Annotated in this window: 19 protein-coding genes; 10 read left to right on the top strand and 9 right to left on the bottom strand. The window is 68.6% G+C overall.

The genetic code is table 11. The features are described 5' to 3' along the window. Nucleotides 1-84 precede the first annotated feature (84 nt). Entirely contained in the window at nucleotides 85-471 is a 387-nt protein-coding gene (locus tag ITJ49_RS12455) for a hypothetical protein (RefSeq protein ID WP_194605773.1), read from the bottom strand. Nucleotides 472-519: 48 nt separating this feature from the next. Then, nucleotides 520-2043, bottom strand: coding sequence for an NAD(P)/FAD-dependent oxidoreductase (locus ITJ49_RS12450; RefSeq protein ID WP_194605771.1), 1524 nt, complete (start codon nucleotides 2041-2043; stop codon nucleotides 520-522). Between the two features lie 70 nt (nucleotides 2044-2113). On the opposite strand from ITJ49_RS12450, the gene ITJ49_RS12445 reads away from it, so the two are divergent. The 5 genes from ITJ49_RS12445 to ITJ49_RS12425 all read left to right on the top strand — a co-directional run bounded on the left by ITJ49_RS12445 (nucleotide 2114) and on the right by ITJ49_RS12425 (nucleotide 8284). Beyond that, on the top strand, nucleotides 2114-2749 hold the full coding sequence (locus tag ITJ49_RS12445) for a TetR/AcrR family transcriptional regulator (protein WP_194605769.1): 636 nt from the start codon (nucleotides 2114-2116) through the stop codon (nucleotides 2747-2749). A 13-nt stretch (nucleotides 2750-2762) separates the two neighbouring features. Further along, the gene (locus ITJ49_RS12440; protein WP_194605767.1) at nucleotides 2763-3635 is read left to right on the top strand and encodes a 3-hydroxyacyl-CoA dehydrogenase; all 873 of its coding nucleotides are present in this window, start codon (nucleotides 2763-2765) and stop codon (nucleotides 3633-3635) included. A gap of 134 nt (nucleotides 3636-3769) precedes the next feature. Next, on the top strand, nucleotides 3770-4852 hold the full coding sequence (locus ITJ49_RS12435; protein ID WP_194605765.1) for an LLM class flavin-dependent oxidoreductase: 1083 nt from the start codon (nucleotides 3770-3772) through the stop codon (nucleotides 4850-4852). Next, nucleotides 4852-6243 carry an NtaA/DmoA family FMN-dependent monooxygenase gene (locus tag ITJ49_RS12430; RefSeq protein ID WP_194605763.1) on the top strand — a complete coding sequence of 464 codons (1392 nt, stop codon included), beginning with the start codon at nucleotides 4852-4854 and terminating at the stop codon, nucleotides 6241-6243. The genes ITJ49_RS12435 and ITJ49_RS12430 overlap by 1 nt, the downstream gene beginning before the upstream one ends. Further along, nucleotides 6236-8284: an FAD/NAD(P)-binding protein gene (locus ITJ49_RS12425; RefSeq protein WP_194605761.1), complete on the top strand. Its 2049-nt coding sequence runs from the start codon at nucleotides 6236-6238 to the stop codon at nucleotides 8282-8284. The genes ITJ49_RS12430 and ITJ49_RS12425 overlap by 8 nt, the downstream gene beginning before the upstream one ends. A gap of 45 nt (nucleotides 8285-8329) precedes the next feature. On the opposite strand, the gene ITJ49_RS12420 is transcribed toward ITJ49_RS12425, so the two are convergent. The 4 genes from ITJ49_RS12420 to ITJ49_RS12405 all read right to left on the bottom strand — a co-directional run bounded on the left by ITJ49_RS12420 (nucleotide 8330) and on the right by ITJ49_RS12405 (nucleotide 11511). Further along, a complete protein-coding gene (locus ITJ49_RS12420) occupies nucleotides 8330-8650 on the bottom strand; it encodes a hypothetical protein (RefSeq protein WP_194605759.1) in 321 nt (106 codons plus the stop codon). 121 nt (nucleotides 8651-8771) lie between these two features. Beyond that, the gene (locus ITJ49_RS12415) at nucleotides 8772-9800 is read right to left on the bottom strand and encodes a transporter substrate-binding domain-containing protein (RefSeq protein ID WP_194605757.1); all 1029 of its coding nucleotides are present in this window, start codon (nucleotides 9798-9800) and stop codon (nucleotides 8772-8774) included. Between the two features lie 29 nt (nucleotides 9801-9829). Then, the gene (locus ITJ49_RS12410) at nucleotides 9830-10612 is read right to left on the bottom strand and encodes an amino acid ABC transporter ATP-binding protein (RefSeq protein WP_194605755.1); all 783 of its coding nucleotides are present in this window, start codon (nucleotides 10610-10612) and stop codon (nucleotides 9830-9832) included. Then, entirely contained in the window at nucleotides 10609-11511 is a 903-nt protein-coding gene (locus tag ITJ49_RS12405; protein WP_194605753.1) for an amino acid ABC transporter permease, read from the bottom strand. Before ITJ49_RS12405 ends, ITJ49_RS12410 begins: the two co-directional genes overlap by 4 nt. 109 nt (nucleotides 11512-11620) lie before the next feature. Here ITJ49_RS12405 and ITJ49_RS12400 point away from each other — a divergent pair, with 109 nt between their 5' ends. Together ITJ49_RS12400 and ITJ49_RS12395 are read left to right on the top strand one after the other, a co-directional pair. After that, a complete protein-coding gene (locus ITJ49_RS12400) occupies nucleotides 11621-12814 on the top strand; it encodes a MalY/PatB family protein (protein ID WP_194605751.1) in 1194 nt (397 codons plus the stop codon). Between the two features lie 160 nt (nucleotides 12815-12974). Continuing rightward, on the top strand, nucleotides 12975-13319 hold the full coding sequence (locus tag ITJ49_RS12395; protein WP_194605749.1) for a YnfA family protein: 345 nt from the start codon (nucleotides 12975-12977) through the stop codon (nucleotides 13317-13319). 41 nt (nucleotides 13320-13360) lie between these two features. Here ITJ49_RS12395 and ITJ49_RS12390 read toward each other — a convergent pair whose 3' ends face one another. Next, the gene (locus tag ITJ49_RS12390) at nucleotides 13361-14149 is read right to left on the bottom strand and encodes a YqjF family protein (protein WP_194605747.1); all 789 of its coding nucleotides are present in this window, start codon (nucleotides 14147-14149) and stop codon (nucleotides 13361-13363) included. A 104-nt stretch (nucleotides 14150-14253) separates the two neighbouring features. On the opposite strand from ITJ49_RS12390, the gene ITJ49_RS12385 reads away from it, so the two are divergent. Together ITJ49_RS12385 and ITJ49_RS12380 are read left to right on the top strand one after the other, a co-directional pair. Further along, a complete protein-coding gene (locus ITJ49_RS12385) occupies nucleotides 14254-14919 on the top strand; it encodes a peroxiredoxin-like family protein (protein ID WP_194605745.1) in 666 nt (221 codons plus the stop codon). A gap of 108 nt (nucleotides 14920-15027) precedes the next feature. Beyond that, nucleotides 15028-15246, top strand: a complete 219-nt coding sequence (locus tag ITJ49_RS12380) for a hypothetical protein (RefSeq protein ID WP_055959041.1) — start codon at nucleotides 15028-15030, stop codon at nucleotides 15244-15246. Between the two features lie 157 nt (nucleotides 15247-15403). Here ITJ49_RS12380 and ITJ49_RS12375 read toward each other — a convergent pair whose 3' ends face one another. Then, entirely contained in the window at nucleotides 15404-15604 is a 201-nt protein-coding gene (locus tag ITJ49_RS12375) for a hypothetical protein (RefSeq protein WP_194605743.1), read from the bottom strand. Next, nucleotides 15601-15759, bottom strand: a complete 159-nt coding sequence (locus ITJ49_RS12370) for a hypothetical protein (RefSeq protein ID WP_157510008.1) — start codon at nucleotides 15757-15759, stop codon at nucleotides 15601-15603. The genes ITJ49_RS12375 and ITJ49_RS12370 overlap by 4 nt, the downstream gene beginning before the upstream one ends. Nucleotides 15760-15986: 227 nt before the next feature. Here ITJ49_RS12370 and ITJ49_RS12365 point away from each other — a divergent pair, with 227 nt between their 5' ends. Further along, entirely contained in the window at nucleotides 15987-16502 is a 516-nt protein-coding gene (locus ITJ49_RS12365) for a MarR family winged helix-turn-helix transcriptional regulator (RefSeq protein WP_055959036.1), read from the top strand. Nucleotides 16503-16532 lie beyond the last annotated feature (30 nt).

The following is a 16532-nucleotide window of genomic DNA, read 5'->3' as shown; positions in this document are numbered from 1 at the left end:
TGTTGCAGAAATCCGCACCAGACCGGTTCGTCTTGCGTCGAGCGGCCTGATCAGGATGCGGTCGCACGTAACTCGACCGAAGCGCTAGGCGGCCCTCTTGTCGGCGAGCACTTTGCCGAGCGCGACCTCAAGCACCGGTGCGAGCGTCGGCGGCAGGCGAGCAGCCCAGACGGACTCGCCGACAAGGGTCAGGTGGACGGCGGTGGGCTCGCGCTCGAGAGTCCACGACTCGATGGTCTGGACATCAACCGACGCTGTGGCGACAGGCACCTCGGGGCCTTCGATGACGATGTGACCGGGGTAGACGAAGAGGGCGTTGTGCTCGCCCTGCACCGAGGCGGAGCACTCGAAGAGGAGGTCGGGCTCGAGTGGCTCGAAGAAGTCACCAAAATCGGTGGAGGCGGGATCGAAGCGGTCGATGGTGGCCGAACCCTTCGTCGTCGCGGGGGAGGCGCCGTGCTTCCCGTGCACAACACCTAACCAGCCTCTTCTGGCTCGTGCAAGGAGGTTGCGACGACGCTATCCCATCAACGCACTCCGGGGAACGATCTCGCCGCGGCGTCCGAACCGCACGTCGCGGGTGAGTCGGCCGGCACGCAGCAGGCCGAAGTCGCGCAGGTAGTTCTGGTGCAGACGCCACGGTGATCGCGCTCCCTGCTGAGGCAGCAGGCCGACGCCTCGCAGCACGTAGCCGGCCTGGAGGTCGATGAGCGGTGCGACGTAGCCATCCACGACGTCGGTCGGGGCTACGGGGATGACCCAGGCGATGCCCGACCGGTCCATCTTCGCCAGCAGGCGGCAGACGTAGGAGGCGACGAGGTCGGCCTTCAGCGTCCACGAGGCATTCGTGTAGCCGATCGTGAGGGCGAAGTTCGGCACCCCGGCGAGCATCATGCCCTTGTAGGTGAGGGCCTTGGAGACATCGACGGGGGAGCCGTCGACGGAGAGCGTCATGCCGCCCATCACCAAGAGGTTGAGGCCGGTGGCGGTGACGATGACATCGGCGTCGAGTCGCGCTCCGGAAGCCAGGTTGATTCCGGTGGGCGTGATCCTCGTGATCCGGTCGGTGACGATGTCGGCCTCGCCCGCGCTGATCGACCGGTAGAGGTCGCCGTTCGGGATCGCGCAGAGGCGCTGATCCCAGGGCTCGTAGGTGGGGGCGAGGTGCGTGTCGACGGCGAATCCCTGAGGCAGCTTCTCGGTGGCCGACTTGCGCAGCATCGCCTTCAGGGCTTCGGGTCGGCGGCGGGCGAGCTGGTACGTGAGCATCGACGACACGATGTTCTTGGCCCGGACGATGCCGTAAGCGAGCCGGTCGGGCACGCGTCCGCGAAGCCGGTCGGCGAGGTGGTCACGAGACGGCACCGCGGCGATGTAGGTGGGGGAGCGCTGCAGCATCGTCACGTGCTCGGCGCGGCCCGCCATCGACGGCACGAGCGTCACCGCCGTAGCTCCGCTGCCGACGATCACGACGCGCTTGCCGTCGTAGTCGAGGTCGGTGGGCCAGCGCTGGGGGTGCACGAGGCGGCCCTCGAACGATTCCGGGCCGGGAATCTCGGGGGTGAAGCCCTCGTCGTAGCGGTAGTAGCCCGAGCAGACCGACAGGAACCCGCAGGTGAAGGTGACCGTCTCGGATCCTGCGGTGTCGTCGCCTTCGACGTACTCGCTGTCACCGGTGCGGATCGCCGTGATGGTCCACAGCGCCGTCTCGCTCGACCAGGACGCGTCGACGACGCGGTGACCGAGAAGGATCCGCGACCGAAGCCCCTCGTCGTCGACCGTGCTCTCGATGTACTCGCGAATCGACCCCCCGTCCGCGATGGCCTTGGCGCCCTTCCAGGGGCGGAACGAGTAGCCGAGCGTGTACATGTCGGAGTCGGAGCGGACGCCGGGGTAGCGGAAGAGATCCCAGGTGCCGCCGATCGCCCCGCGCGACTCGAGGATCGCGAAGGTCTTGCCGGGCAGTTCGCGCTTGAGGCGAGCCGCGGCTCCGATGCCGCTGAGGCCCGCTCCGACGATGATCACATCCACGTGTTCGCTCATGCAGGCAACTTTATCGACACCGTGTCGAGTTTGTCGACACCGTGTCGAGAAAGGTCGCTACAGTGGACGAATGGTGCAGCGCGGACGACGGACGACCCGGGTCTCGGGAGACGAACGACAGGAGGCGATCCTGGTCGCGGCCGAGAGCCTGCTCACAACCAAGCCGCTCGACGAGATCTCGATCGAAGAGCTCGCCACCGGTGCCGGCATCTCGCGCCCCACGTTCTACTTCTACTTCTCGTCAAAAGACGACGTGCTCCTGGCCCTCCTCGACCGCGTTATCGGCGAGGTCGAGCGCCGGGTCGGGGCCCTGCCCCGTGATTTCGCGGCGGCTCCGGCCGATGTCTGGCGTGAGTCGATCGGCGTGTTCGTCGAGGTCTTCTCGGCCCACCGTGCGGTCTCGGCCGCAGCGGTCGCCGCGCGCCTCCGCAACCCCGAGGTGCACGCGCTGTGGTCGAAGGCCATGGCGTCGTGGGTCGACTACTCGACCGAGGTCATCCTCGCCGAGCGCGCTCGCGGTGCGGCTCCGAACGGCCCCCTGGACCTCGACGCCCGCGATCTCGCGATCGCCCTGAACCTGATGAACGAGCGTGCGCTCACTGCCGCTTTCAACGGCGACTCTCCTGCCATCGACCCCGGCGGGATCCTCGATGTCCTCGCCGCCGTCTGGCTGCGAGCCATCTACGTCACCGACACCCCCTCCTGAAAGGAACCCCCCCATGTCCGATTCCCCCATCGCCCCGATCCAACGCGTCACCGTGCTCGGCAGCGGCGTTCTCGGCTCGCAGATCGCATTCCAGGCGGCCTTCCACGGCTTCGACGTGACCTCCTACGACGTGAGCGACGATGCCGTCGCCGCGGCTGGCCCGCGTTTCGAGCAGCTCGTCGGCGTGTACGAGCACGACCGAGTCAAAGGATCCGAGAACGGCGGAGCGCGCGCGGCTCTCGACCGCATCCGGCTCACCGCCGACCTCGGCGACGCGGTCGAAGAGGCCGACCTCGTGATCGAGGCCGTCCCCGAGAGTCTCGACATCAAGCGCGATCTCTACGAGAAGCTCGCCGGGGTGGCTCCCGAGCACACGATCTTCGCGACGAACTCGTCGACGCTTCTGCCGAGCGACCTCAAGTCGTTCACCGGTCGGCCGACGCGCTTTCTCGCGCTGCACTACGCGAACCACGTCTGGCAGCAGAACACCGCCGAGGTGATGGGCACCACCGACACCGACCCTGCCGTCTACGAGGCGGTCGTCGACTTCGCCCGGCGCAGTGGTCTCGAACCCATCGAGATCAAGAAGGAGAAGGCGGGCTACGTGCTCAACTCTTTGCTGGTGCCGCTGCTGAATGCGGCCGCCGGGTTGCTGCTCGAGGGTGTCGCGGATCCTGCGACCGTCGACAAGACCTGGCGGATCGGCACCGGGGCGCCCCTCGGTCCGTTCCAGATCTTCGACGTGATCGGCCTGACCACGGCGTACAACGTGTCGGTCGCCTCGCCCGACGAGGGCTCGCAGTACTTCGCCGCCTACCTCAAAGAGAACTACATCGACAAGGGCAAGCTCGGCACCGCGACCGGTGAGGGCTTCTACGTCTACTAGCGGGTCGTGACTTTCCTCGATCTGCTGATGCCGACCCCCTGGCACCAGCTCATCGGGGAGGGTCATCCGGCTGGGTTACGTTGCGAGACGTGGGGGAGCGCGCCGGGGCGGGGGTGCTCTTTAGGGTGATGGAGATGAGCACCTCTCCTTTCGCCGTGATCGTCGACATCGACGGAGCGGGCAGCCACCCAGCCGCGTGGCGGCACGCCGACGCCGAACCCGGCGAGCTGCTGAGCGCCGCCTGGGTCAGCGCGAACGTCAGCGCGGCCGAGCGCGCGGGTGTCACCGCCGTGACCTTCAGCGACCACCCCCTGCCGCCACACGATGTCGACGGCCCGACGGCCCGCCTCGACGCCGTGCTCCAGGCGTCGTTCACCGCACCGCTCACCAGCGCTCTCGGTCTCATTCCGGTCGTGCACGGCCTCTACACCGAGCCGTTCCACCTGGCGACCCAGACGGCCACCGTCGACACGGCCTCGCTCGGGCGTGCCGGGGTGCTGATCGAAGGCGACGAGGATCCCCGGATCGCCGCTCGACACGGCCGCGAACCGCTCCCGGCCCCGCTCGTCGCCGAAGAACTGACGGACGTCGTCGAGGCCATCCGCCGCCTCTGGGATACCTGGGAGGGCGACGCCGTTATCCGCGACGTCTCGACCGGCCGCTTCTTCGACCCCACCAAAGTGCACTACGCCGACTTCGAGGGGCACCGCTTCTCGGTCAAGGGCCCGGCGATCCTGCCGCGCTCGCCGCAGGGTCAGTTGCCGGTCTTCTCCGCCCACTCGGGAATCGGCGCCGATGTGGTGCTGGTCGACGCGCCCCTCGACGCCTCGCTTCGCGCTGTCCGAGAGGCTCGCGCGGCTCATCCCGCCGACACCCGCGTGATCCTCGAACTCGAGACCGCCCTCGACCGGGCGGGGCAGACCGGCGCCGAACGCGTCGCGGCTCTCAACGAGCACGCCGTGTGGGCCGGCAGCGGTCGCGCGCGCTACGTCGGCGACGCCGAGGGGTTGGCGCGCATCCTCGTCTCTATGACCGATGTCGTCGACGGCGTCAGGATCCGGCCCGCCGTGCTGGGCCACGACCTCGACGAGCTGGCCCGCGCCGTTGTGCCCCGCCTCCGCGATGTCGGCGTCTTCCGGTCGCCCCTCGTCGGAAGCACCCTCCGCGAGAGCCTCGGGCTCGGAGCGGCCGTCAACCGATTCGCGGAGGTCTCTTGATGAGCATCCAATTGGGCGTCTTCTTTCAGGGAGTCAACTTCTCGACCGTGTGGTCGCACCCCGACAGCGGGTCGCAGACGGAGTTCGAGAGCTTCCGGCGCCTTATCGAGACCGCCGAGCGCGGGCTGTTCACGGCGTTTTTCCTCGGTGAGGGGTTGCGGTTACGCGAACACCTGGGTGCACTGCATGCCCTCGATGTGGCGGGGCGCCCCGACGCCTTCACTCAGCTGGCGGCGCTCGCGGCGATCACGCGCGACATCGGCCTGGTCGCAACGCAGAACACGACCTACAACGACCCGGTCGACCTGGCCCACCGGCTGCAGAGCCTCGACCTGCTGTCGGGCGGGCGAGCCGCCTGGAACGTCGTGACGACCGACAACGCCTGGACGGGCGAGAACTTCCGTCGCGGCGGCTACCTCGATCACTTCGATCGCTACTCGCACGCGGCCGACGTCATCGCGATCGCCCGGCGGGTCTGGGATTCCCGCGACCCGGCCGGCATCGCCGTGGATCGGCGGGCGCCGCAGTGGGGAGCCGCGCCCGCGCCGTTCCACTACGACACGGGCTACTACTCGGTCGACGCCTCGGGATCGCTGCCGCGCAGCCCCCAGGAGCACCCGGTGCTGTTCCAAGCCGGCGACTCCGGGGAGGGGCGCGACTTCGCCGCCAATCACGCCGAAGTCATCTTCTCGGCCCACAACACATTCGAGGCGGCTCGCGACTTCGCGCACGACATCCGCGCCCGCACGGTCGCCGCGGGTCGACCCGCCGACGACCTCAAGATCTTCCCCGGGCAGGAGTTCATCATCGCCGACACCCTCGCGGAGGTCGACGACAAGGTGCGCTGGGTGCGCGAGAACCAGGTCACGCCGGCCACCGCGCTGGCCTTCGTCGAGCAGCTCTGGGGTACGAGCCTCGACGGGCACGACCCCGACGGAGACCTGCCGAGCTTCGACCCGGTGCAGGCCGAGACTGGCGAGACGCGCGGCGCGGGCTTCCGGGCCGCTAAAGCCCTCGAAACCGCGACGGCCTGGCGTGCCCTCGCCGAGACCAAGAAGCTGTCGCTGCGCGAGCTCGTGATCGAGATCGGCACCCGTCGCGGCTTCGCGGGCACGGCCGACAGCATCGCCGACGAGCTGATCCCGTTCTCGGAGCAGCACGTCGTCGACGGATTCAACGTCAGCCCGTGGCTGGTGCCGACCGGGCTCGACGACATCGTGAACAAGCTCGTACCCGCGATGCAGGAGCGCGGCATCTACTGGACCGAGTACCCGGGCGAGACGCTCCGCGAAAACCTCGGCCTGCGCGCCCCGCTCACCCGTCGGGGTGGTGCAGGCGTGCCGACCCCCGCGACGACAGCGCCACCTGAGCCCGCCGACGCCCGTGGCTGACCGCGCGCAGCCGACGGTCGTCGCCATCATCGGTGCCGGACCGCGCGGGATCGGCCTCGTCGAACGCCTCGCCGAGAACCACGCCGAGTTCGGTGGCGAGCTGCACATCCGCCTCATCGACCCGCACCCGGCCGGGCCGGGGCGCATCTGGCGCTTCGACCAGTCGCCCCTCCTGAAGCTCAACTCGCTGGCCGAGGACGTCACCCTGTTCACCGACTCGTCGAGCACCATCGAGGGGCCGATCGTGCCCGGGCCCTCCCTCGCCGAGTGGGCGCGGCTGGTTCGGGACGGTCTCATCCGCGACGTGACCCCGTCGGATCCTGCGCTCGCCACCGAGCTCGCGGGCCTCGGCCCGAAGAAGTTCCCCACGAGGCGCCTGCAGAGCCTCTACCTGGACTGGTTCCTCCGGCGCACGCTGTCGCGGCTGCCCGAGGGGGTGACGGTGACACACGACGAGGATCCGGCGGTGGGCGTCGACGACCTGCCGGGCGGGCGCCAGCGCGTGCGGCTGGAGCACGGCGGCGCGATCGAGGTCGACGCGGTGGTGTACGCCCTCGGTCACTCCTCGAGCGCCCTCGACATGGAGTCTGCAGGCCTCGCGGCGTTCGCCGAAGCCCACGACCTCTTCTACCTGCCACCGTCGTACACGGCCGATGCCGACCTCTCCGGCATTGCCGCCGGCGAGACGGTACTGGTGCGCGGGCTCGGACTCGCCGCCGTCGACCTGCTGGTGCTGCTCGGTGAGGGGCGCGGCGGTCGCTTCACGCGGGTCGACGGGGTGCTCCGCTACACGCCGTCGGGGCGGGAGCCACGAATCGTGATCGGCTCGGGCCGCGGTGTGCCGTACCACTCGAAGATCACCTCGGCCCTCGTCGGAGCGCCTCCGGCTCCGCGGTACTTCTCCGCTCCGATCGCCGCATCGCTCGTGGCCGCGCACGAGCGACTCGATTTTCGCGAGCACGTGTGGCCCGCAATCGCGAAAGAGATGCTGCACGGGTACTACGCCGAGCTCTTCTCGGGGCACCCGTCGCGGGTGCGCATCCCGTGGGAGTCGTTCGTGGCCCGGCTCGACGCGGTCGACCCCTTGGGCGACGATCGTCACGAGCTCGTCGCCGGCGCGCTGGTCGACCCCGCCGACGAGCTCGATCTCGTGCGTTTCGATCGGCCGCTCGACGGGTTGTCTTCTGTTGGGCAGGCTTCGGCCGGCTCGGCGTCTGCAGGCCTGCCTCTCGCCGACGTCGACGCCGCCGTGCGCGAGTACATTCGCGACGATCTCGACCGGCGCACTCAGCCCCGGCACAGTGCCACCCAGGGACTCTTCCTGTCGCTGCTGCAGGCATACGGCGTCGTGCTTGGCATCGTCGATGCGCCGAACTGGACGGCCGAGTCGCGCGAGCGCGACCTCGGCGGCGGGTGGGTGCGGTACTTCAGCTTCGTGTCGTCGGGGCCGCCCGGCCCCCGTCTGGAAGAGATGCTGGCGTTGGCCGAGGCCGGAATCGTCACGTTCTTCGGTGCCGGCATGACGGTCGCGGCCGACGAAGCCACCGGCCTGTTCACGGCGCGCGGCTCGAGCACGAGCGACGTCGTGACGGCCCGGGCACTCGTCGACGCGTGGCTGCCCTCCGAGAGCGTGTCGACGAGCGACAACCCGGTGCTGCGGGATCTAGTGGAGAGCGGGGTCGGGGTCGAGCACGTGGTGTCGGATCCTGCCGTCGGTCTCGATGGTGTCGACGCCGGTGTCGGTGCCGATGCCTCCGTCACCACGCGCCGCTTCGCCACCGGGCTCGTCTCGGTGATCGGTGCCGATGCTCGCGTCCGGCGCCCGGACGGCACCGCGCACCCCCGTCGTTTCGCCGTCGGGCCGTCGACGTCGGCACCGTTCGTCGGCGCCTTCTCGCGACCTCGCACGAACGCGCTCGCCTTCCGTGAGAACGACGCCGTCGCCCGTGGCGTCCTGTCCTCTGTCGCTTCCGCCCCTCCGGCTCCCGCCGCCGAAGAGGTGAGTGTCCACGATCTGCTGATGTCAGGCGGCTCGGACTAGCCGATCGTGGACACTCACCGCTTGGACGACCACATTGAAGGGGCATCACGCGGCGGGCGGGAGAAGTCGGCGGCAGCGAGACTCCAGTTCGGCGGGGGAGGCGAGGTCGTCGCCGGTGATGCGGAGGGTGCGCCAGCCCTCGTCGGCGAAGCGCTCCCGGCGGGCGATGTCGGAGCGGAACGTCGACGCCGACACTCGGTGGTAGTCGCCCTCGTACTCGATGCCGATCTTGCGGTCGCGGTAGGCCAGGTCGGGGCGCCCCAGGTAGCTGCCGTCGGCGGCGTACAGAGTTCGGCCGGGAGCTCTCTCTTCTGCATCCCGACATAGTCGCCACCCCGTCCCCGACCCCGCTCTCCCTTTCCCCACCCCCCTCCCTCTGACCCCGCGCAACGGTGAGCGTCCACGATCTGCTGATGTTCGACACGCGACATCAGCAGATCGTGGACACTCACGCCCCGGGGGAAGAGGGGAGGGAGAACAGCAGCGGCTACTCGTTGTCGAGGGGCAGGCCGGGCGGGTTGACGAGCGACTTCTCGACGCCCTCGTCGGCGAGGTTGTAGGCCTTCAGCCACGTCTCGTACTGCCCGTGCTCGATTAGGTAGTTGATCGCGTCGGCAAGAGGCTCGGCGAGACCGCTGCCCTTCTTCGTGGTGGCGGCGATCAGACCCTGCAACGAGGATCCCGCACCCGAAAACGTGCCGGCCGTCCTCGTGGGGTTCGCCGAATCGGCGGACTGGGTGTTCTGGTAGGCGATCCCCGGGTTCGGGCCGAAGAGAGAGTCGATCTTGCCGGAGTTCAGGGCGAGGTAGGTGGAGTTGGTGTCGGGGAAGTACTTGAGGGTCAGCGTCTTGCCCTCCGTCTTCAATTTCTTCTGCCACTCGAGCAGCAGCTTCTCCTGGTTGGTGCCGGCGCTCACCGCGATGGTCTGGTCGGCCAGGTTCTCGTAGTCGCCGTCGAACTCCCACGTGCTCGACTTCTTGACCGCGAACGCGAGGTTGTCTTCGCGATAGGAGGCGAAATCGTACTTCTCCTTGCGCTGCTCGGTGTCGGTGATGTTCGAGAGGCCGACGTCGGTGGCTCCGGTGTCGATTCCGACAAAGAGGTTGTCCCAGGTAGCGGCCTTGATCTCGGGGTCAAGGCCGAGCACCTTCGCGACGAGGCGGCCGAGGTCGGGCTCGGAGCCGGTCTGGGTCTTCTGGTCGTCGCCGAGGTACGACAGCGGAGGGAATCCGGCCGGGAGGTTGCCGACGCCGATCACCAGCTTTCCCGACTTCAGGACGTCGGCGGGCAGTTCCTTGCGGATCGAGGCGACGGTCGACACGTCGATCGTGGTCTCGGTCGCTGCACCGTTCGAGGCGGCGCCGACCGTGACCGACGTGGCCGATGCGGAGTCGGATCCTGAGCCTGTTCCCGCGTCGGCCGCCGACGAGCAGGCGGCGAGACCGCCGACGAGAGAGACGCTGAGGGCCAGGGCCCCGGCCAGTCGGAGGCGGGAACGGAAGGGGGTGAGAGGCATGGCTGTGCTCCTGAAGGGGTGGTGGGTGGTCAGAGGACGCGGCGCAGGAAGTCCTGCGTGCGCGGGTGGGAGGGTCGATCGAGAACCTGAGCCGGCGTGCCCTGCTCGACGACGCGGCCGTCGTCGATGAAGACGACCTGATCGGCGATTTCGCGAGCGAACGCGATCTCGTGGGTGACGATGACGAGCGTCGTGCCGGAGCCCGCGAGCCCGCGGATCACCTCGAGGACGTCCGACACCAGCTCGGGGTCGAGTGCGCTGGTCGGCTCGTCGAAGAGGATGAGCGCAGGATCCAGGGCGAGCGCGCGGGCGATCGCGACCCGCTGCTTCTGCCCGCCCGACAGCTCGGAGGGGTAGGCGCCGCCTCGGTCGCCCAGCCCGACGCGCTCGAGCAGTCGCTGCGCCGCGGCGCGGGCCTCGGCCGGCGGTCGCCGGTGCGCGAGGGGAGCCTCGACGACGTTCTCCAGGGCCGTCAGGTGCGGGAACAGGTTGAAGCTCTGGAAGACGAAGCCGATGCGAGCGCGCTGGTCGAGGATGGCCCGCTCCGGGAGCTCGGCGAATCGATCGCCGTGCGCCTTGACGCCGACCAGCCGGCCGCCGACGGTGACGTAACCCTCATCGAGCCGTTCCAGGTGATTGATGGTGCGGAGCAGGGTCGATTTACCGGATCCTGAGGGCCCGATGATCGCCGTGACCGAGCCGGCGGGGACGTCCAGGTCGACTTCGTTCAGCACGGCCTTGCCGCCGAACGACTTGCTGGCGCGACGGATCGTGACGGCTCCGTCGGCGATGGCGGCGAGTGCGGTGCTCATCGGGCGACCCCCTTCGAGTAGTGGCGCTCGATGAAGAACTGCACGAGCGAGATGGCGCTCGTCAGCGCGAGATACCAGATGGTCGCGACGACGAGCAGCGGGATGATGTCGGTCGGGTAGGTGCTGCCGAGGTTCTGCACGACGCCGAACAGGTCGAGCAGCGAGACGTAGAAGAGGAGCGACGACCCCTTGAGCAGCCCGACGATCTGGTTGACGTACGCCGGCACGATCGAGCGGAGCGCCTGCGGCAGGATGATCCGGCGGAACTGACGGAACCGGGGGAGCCCGAGCGCCTTCGCGGCCTCGTGCTGCCCGTGGTCGACCGACAGCAGACCCGCCCGGACGATCTCGGAGGCGAACGCGATCTCGGCGAGACTCAGGCCGACGACGCCGAGGGTGATGTCAGACAGGATCGAGATGGTCGGCACCGAGAGCTGCGGGCCGAACGGGATGCCGATGCCGATCGTCGGGTAGAGACTGCCGAGGTTGTACAGGAAGATCAGGACGAGGATCAGGGGCACCGACCGGAACACCCACACGTACAGCCAGCTCAGCGACTTCAGCACCGGGTTGCGCGAGAGCCGAGCCACCGCCACGACGATGCCGCCGGCGAAGCTCACGACGGCCGAGATCAGCGTGACGATCAACGTCACCTTCAGGCCGGTCAGGACGGCGGGGCTGACGACGTACTCCGGCACCTTCGCCCACTCCCACGCGGGATTGGTGAAGAGGGTCTGCCCGAAGTTGAGCGCCACGACGATGACGAGCGCGGTGAGAATCCACTGGACGGGGTGGCGGAGGGAGCGCACGGGGCGCCGGGCCAGTCGAAGCAGATCGTCGGATCGTGGCGAGGTGGGAGGGGGCGGCGTGCGCTTCTCGATCGTGGTGGGGGTGGACATGCCCTGCAGTGTTGCCGACGTCGGCGCTCGGCCGCTCGTGCATGACGCCAGATTTCCCGGTGTGACAGCGGGAGTCGCGCGCGGGGCGATGACGGAGGAACATGACGGCATGGGCGACCACATCGACGATCAGGATCCGACCTCGCACATCCGCGCGGCCCGCACCAGCATCAAGTGGACGCGCTACGCACCCGACGTGCTCCCGCTGTTCGTCGCCGAGATGGACCACGGCATCGCCCCCGACATCGAAGAGGCCCTCGTGGCGCGGGTCCGGTCATCGGACCTCGGCTACCTCGACGGGCCGGGCCCCCTCGCGCCGGCCTTTGCGCAGTTCGCTCGGGATCGCTGGGGGTGGGCGCTGGATCCTGGTCGCGTCCACATCGCCACCGATGTCAGCGTCGGCATCGTCGAGACGATTCGGCTGGCCCTGCCAGACGCCGGTCGCGTTGCGATCTGCCCGCCCGTGTACCCGCCCTTCTTCGAACTCGTCGAGGAGGCCCGATGTCAGGTCGCCGAAGTCCCGCTGCTTGAAAAGTGGGGCGTCTGGTCACTCGACCTGGAAGGCCTCGAACGCACCTTCGCCGACGGGGTCGGCGTCTTTCTGCTGTGCAACCCGCACAACCCGGTCGGACTCGTCCACTCCCGCGAGACGCTCGAGGCGCTCGCCGACCTGGCCGCGAACTACGACGTGCTCGTCATCAGCGACGAAATCCACGGGCCGCTGACACACCCCGGCGTCGTCTTCGAGCCGTTCGCGCCGATCGCCGAGTCGCGCGGTGCCCGCTCGGTGGTCGTCACGTCGGCCAGCAAGGGCTGGAACCTCGCCGGCGTCAAATGCTCGGTCGTGGTCGCCGGCGACGACCGCACGGCCGCCCTGCTCGAGATGTTCACCGACGAGGTCGCCTGTCGCACCAGCATCCTCGGCCTGCACGCCAACATCGCCGCTTTCACGCTCGCGACGGGCTGGCTCGACGATGCCATCGCGAAGATCGTCGCCAACGACCGCCTCTTGGCCCAGCTCATCGCCGATCAGCTGCCGGGCGTCGTCTATCACCGGCCCAAGGCGGGCTATCTCGCGTGGCTCGACTTCCGTGGATTAGGGCTGGGCGAGGATCCGGCGGTCCCGCTGCGAGAACACGCCTACGTGGCGCTCAACTCGGGCCTCGGATTCGGCGCCGAGGGCCGCGGCTTCGCCCGACTCAACCTGGCGTGCTCACCCGACACCCTCCGCGAGGCCGTCGCCCGGATCGCGGCCGCCTACCCGTCGAGCATGCAGGGCGCTCTCGTCTGGCACGTGGCCTAGCGCTGTCGCGGACGGCGTCAGCAGGCGCTGTCCGCAGTCAGGCACCGCCGAGAGGACGAATTCGGCCCGCTGGCGTCCGGGCAAGGGCAGTTTTCGTGCGCTCGCGAGCGGCGCCCTCCGTGACGGCGCTCTGCTCCACAACCACCTGCGATGATCGAGCATGTCGATCGCCCGCATCGTGATTCTGTTCGCCGTGGCCGCCGTCGCCGAGATCGGCGGTGCCTGGCTGATCTGGCAGGCCGTCCGCGAGGGGCGCGCCTGGTGGTGGGCCGGGCTCGGCATCATCGCGCTCGGCGCCTACGGGTTCATCGCGACGTTGCAGCCGAGCGCTGACTTCGGGCGGATCCTCGCCGCGTACGGCGGGGTCTTCGTCGCTGGCTCCCTGGTGTGGGCGGTCGTCGCCGACAAATTTCAGCCCGACCGCTGGGACATCACCGGAGCCATCATCTGCCTGCTCGGCGTGGCCGTGATCATGTTCGCGCCGCACGCCCGGGTCACCGACTGACGGGCGCTTCCGGGCTGGTCAGTACGCGGTGGGAGAGCGAGCTAGGCGGTAGGCGCCGCGAACCTCGTCGTCACACCCCGCGAATAGAGCACCGAGTCGGGCTGGCGCGAGGCCAGACCCACGAACCCGGTCGCGGCCAGCAACTCGTCGTCGAGCTCCAGCAGCTCGGCGGAGCGGAGCTCCCAGGCCGGGTGGTTGTTGGGCCAGAAGCGCGTCCGGCCAGCACGCCCGACATGCATGCCCCAGCGCGCCGTCAAGAAGTCGGCGAGCGGGTCGCCCGTGATCGTCTCGGATCCTGCGCGGATCTTCACGTGCGTGCGGGGGAGAGGCGCGCCCGTCGTCGCCCGGGGCCAGCGCCGCCGGCTGTCGTAGGTGATGGTGCCGCCGCCACGGCCGATGCTCATGTCGGCCCAGGTGTAGGGCAGGCCGAGACCGAGGCGCGCCGTCAGCACGGGAACGAGCTTTGCAGCCTCGAGGGTGCGGAAGACGACGCTCCGACGGCCGTCCGGGCCGACGCCGTAGAGCCGGACGTTGGTCTCGGCGAAACGGCCGAAGTAGGGCACCGGCGGCAACGGGCCGAACGCCGATCGCGACAGCTCGAAGGGAATCAGCCCGACCCAGCTCGAGCCGTCGAAGACGTCGGGGCGGACTCCGGGCGGCAGATGCGGCTCGACGAGAGCGGCGTCGACGCGCCAGTGCAGAAAGGCGAGGTCGCCCCAGAACTGCGAGATGACGGCGGGTCCGGCGAGATCGGGTGCCTGCGTCGAGACCGGTTCGGCACCGTGTCGATCGGCGCCGTGTCGATCGGCGTTGGGCGGGGTGGCAGGCATACGCCGAGCGTACGCATGACTTCGCGTTACGGGCGGGAGGGCGGATCCTGAAGCGCAGTCGTACTGTCGATTCACCAGCTCACCCGACCCGAACAGGACGACCCATGACCGGCACCGCGACGACCACCCTGAAGACGCAGATCGACAAGTTCAACGACGGATTCACCGCGCAGATCGGACCGCGGCTGAGCGGCGTATTCGCTGACGAGCAGGCCGCCCTGACGGCCTCCGGTGTGCCGGATACCGCAGTGACGGTGGGGTCGCGGCTGCCGGACGCCAGCCTCGTCGCACCGGACGGCACGGCTGTGGCGCTCGCCGACGCTCTCGGCGATGGGGGAGCCGTCGTCGTCTTCTACCGAGGATCCTGGTGCCCGTACTGCAACCTGACTCTGAAGCACTACCAGGAGGCGCTGTTGCCGACTCTTCGCGAGCGGGGCATCGAACTGGTCGCCATCAGCCCGCAGACTCCCGAGGGCAGCGAGCTCTCGGTCGCGAACGGGTCGCTCGAGTACACCGTGCTCTCCGACCCCGGCAACGTGCTGGTCCGTCAGCTGGGGCTCCTGACCGAGCCCAGCGCCGACGCGCGCGCCGCCCACACCGACCTCGGATTCGACGTGGCCGACAGCAATGCCGATGCCACCGGCGACATCCCGTTCCCGACCGTGATCGTCGTCGACGCCGACCAGGTCGTCACATTCGCCGACGTGCACGTGGACTACACGACCCGCACCGAGGTCGACACGATCGTCGCCGCCCTGCCGGGCGTCTAGCGCTCGACGCTGGTCTGCTTCTCTCGGGCCGGAGACTTTTCTTGGACCGTGGCTAGCTCCGAGGAGTGGAGTGAAGCTATCTCGACCACCTCACTCCTAGGAGCTGCCATGAACCCCATCAAATTTCTCTCCGACGTCGGCATCAAGAGCGAGCACGCCTACTGGGGCGGTTTCGCCTCCATCGTGATCGCTCTCGTCGCCTGGCTCGCCTCGCAGGGTAAAGACGCGTCTGACAAAGCGCAGTCCGACCGCTGGGGCATCTTTATCGGGCACTGGGCGCCGACCTTCTTCGCCCTGGGTCTCGCCCTCAAGCACGAAGAGAAGTAGCTCCGGCTCCCTTCCGCCTCAGCTCTCCCGCCTGTCTGCCGCTGCGATGCGGTGGGGAGGTGCCGAGACTCCACGAATGGCCCATGCCGCTTGCGCGACATGGGCCATTTGTGGAGTTTCGACGCCCGGCCTAAAAGAGCAGGAGGGGCCGAAAGGGTCAGGCGGTTGCCAACTCCTCCGCCGCGGGGGCGAAGAAGTCGGCGTAGCAGACCTCGACGGGCTGCTTAGGGCGGGGCTGACGCACCGGCATCGTATCGACGGTGGAGAGTCGCACTTCGTTCAGAAAGCCGCGGTGGCGCTTGGGGTAACCGGAGATACGAACGGGCGGGACGTTCTCGGCGCGACGGTACATGCTCATGCGAGCACGCCCAGTGCCACGAGGACGGCAGTGATGAGGCAGCTCGTCGCGACGACTGTGGAGGCCGCAATGACCGCGAGGGTCTTGTTGCGCTCGATCTGGCGGATCTCGGAGAAGGGCGAGACCTGTGTGGTGGGGGGTCGGAGAAGGGACATCTGTTCATCTCATTTCTGACAGCCTGCACTGCCTGAGGGGAACTACTCGAAATTGACCCCGCCGTGAACCGGGGCCGGCACCGCCGTGAACCGGCGCCTGAGATGAGTATGGCCGGAGGTACCTAGCCGGTCTAGCTACAGCGACAAAGGTGCGTAATTCGGATAATCGCGCCCGGTAAGGCCCCGATTCTTCGATTCCTGCAGCGTCTAGCAATTACTGTGTGGCCATGGAGAATTCCACGCCATCAGCGGCCTCGGGCACCTTCGACGCGTCCGGTTTCTGGTACGACGTCACCGCCGAAGAACGTGCCACCGAGGTGCTCAACGCTCTTCGGCGTTACCGTCAGGCCGAGAAAGAGATGCGCGAGCGCACCCGCACGTCGATGAAGATGGGCGAGACGGATCTCGCAGCGATTCGCTTCCTCCTCCGGGCTCAGCGGGCTGGCGAGACGGTCTCGGCGAAGACGCTCTCGGAGCATCTCGCGATCACTACCGCGTCGACTTCGGTGCTGATCAACCGACTGGTGAAGAGCGGCCACCTGCAACGTCACGCGCACCCGACCGATCGGCGGGGCGTGCTGATCACCGCCACGGGCGGCTCGGATGACGAAGTGCGCGCCACGATGGCGGGAATGCACGCGCGAATGATCTCGGCGGCCGAGAACCTCGACGCTGATGCGGCCCGGGCCGTGACGGAGTTTCTGCGCGAGATGACCGCGGCAATCGACGTCACCGACCAGTGACTGCGCTCGGCCGAGAGCGCATCTGAATAG

This window comes from Frondihabitans sp. VKM Ac-2883 (genome assembly GCF_015350875.1).
Taxonomy (GTDB): Bacteria; Actinomycetota; Actinomycetes; order Actinomycetales; family Microbacteriaceae; genus Frondihabitans.
This window is presented reverse-complemented; position numbering and strand designations above follow the sequence as displayed.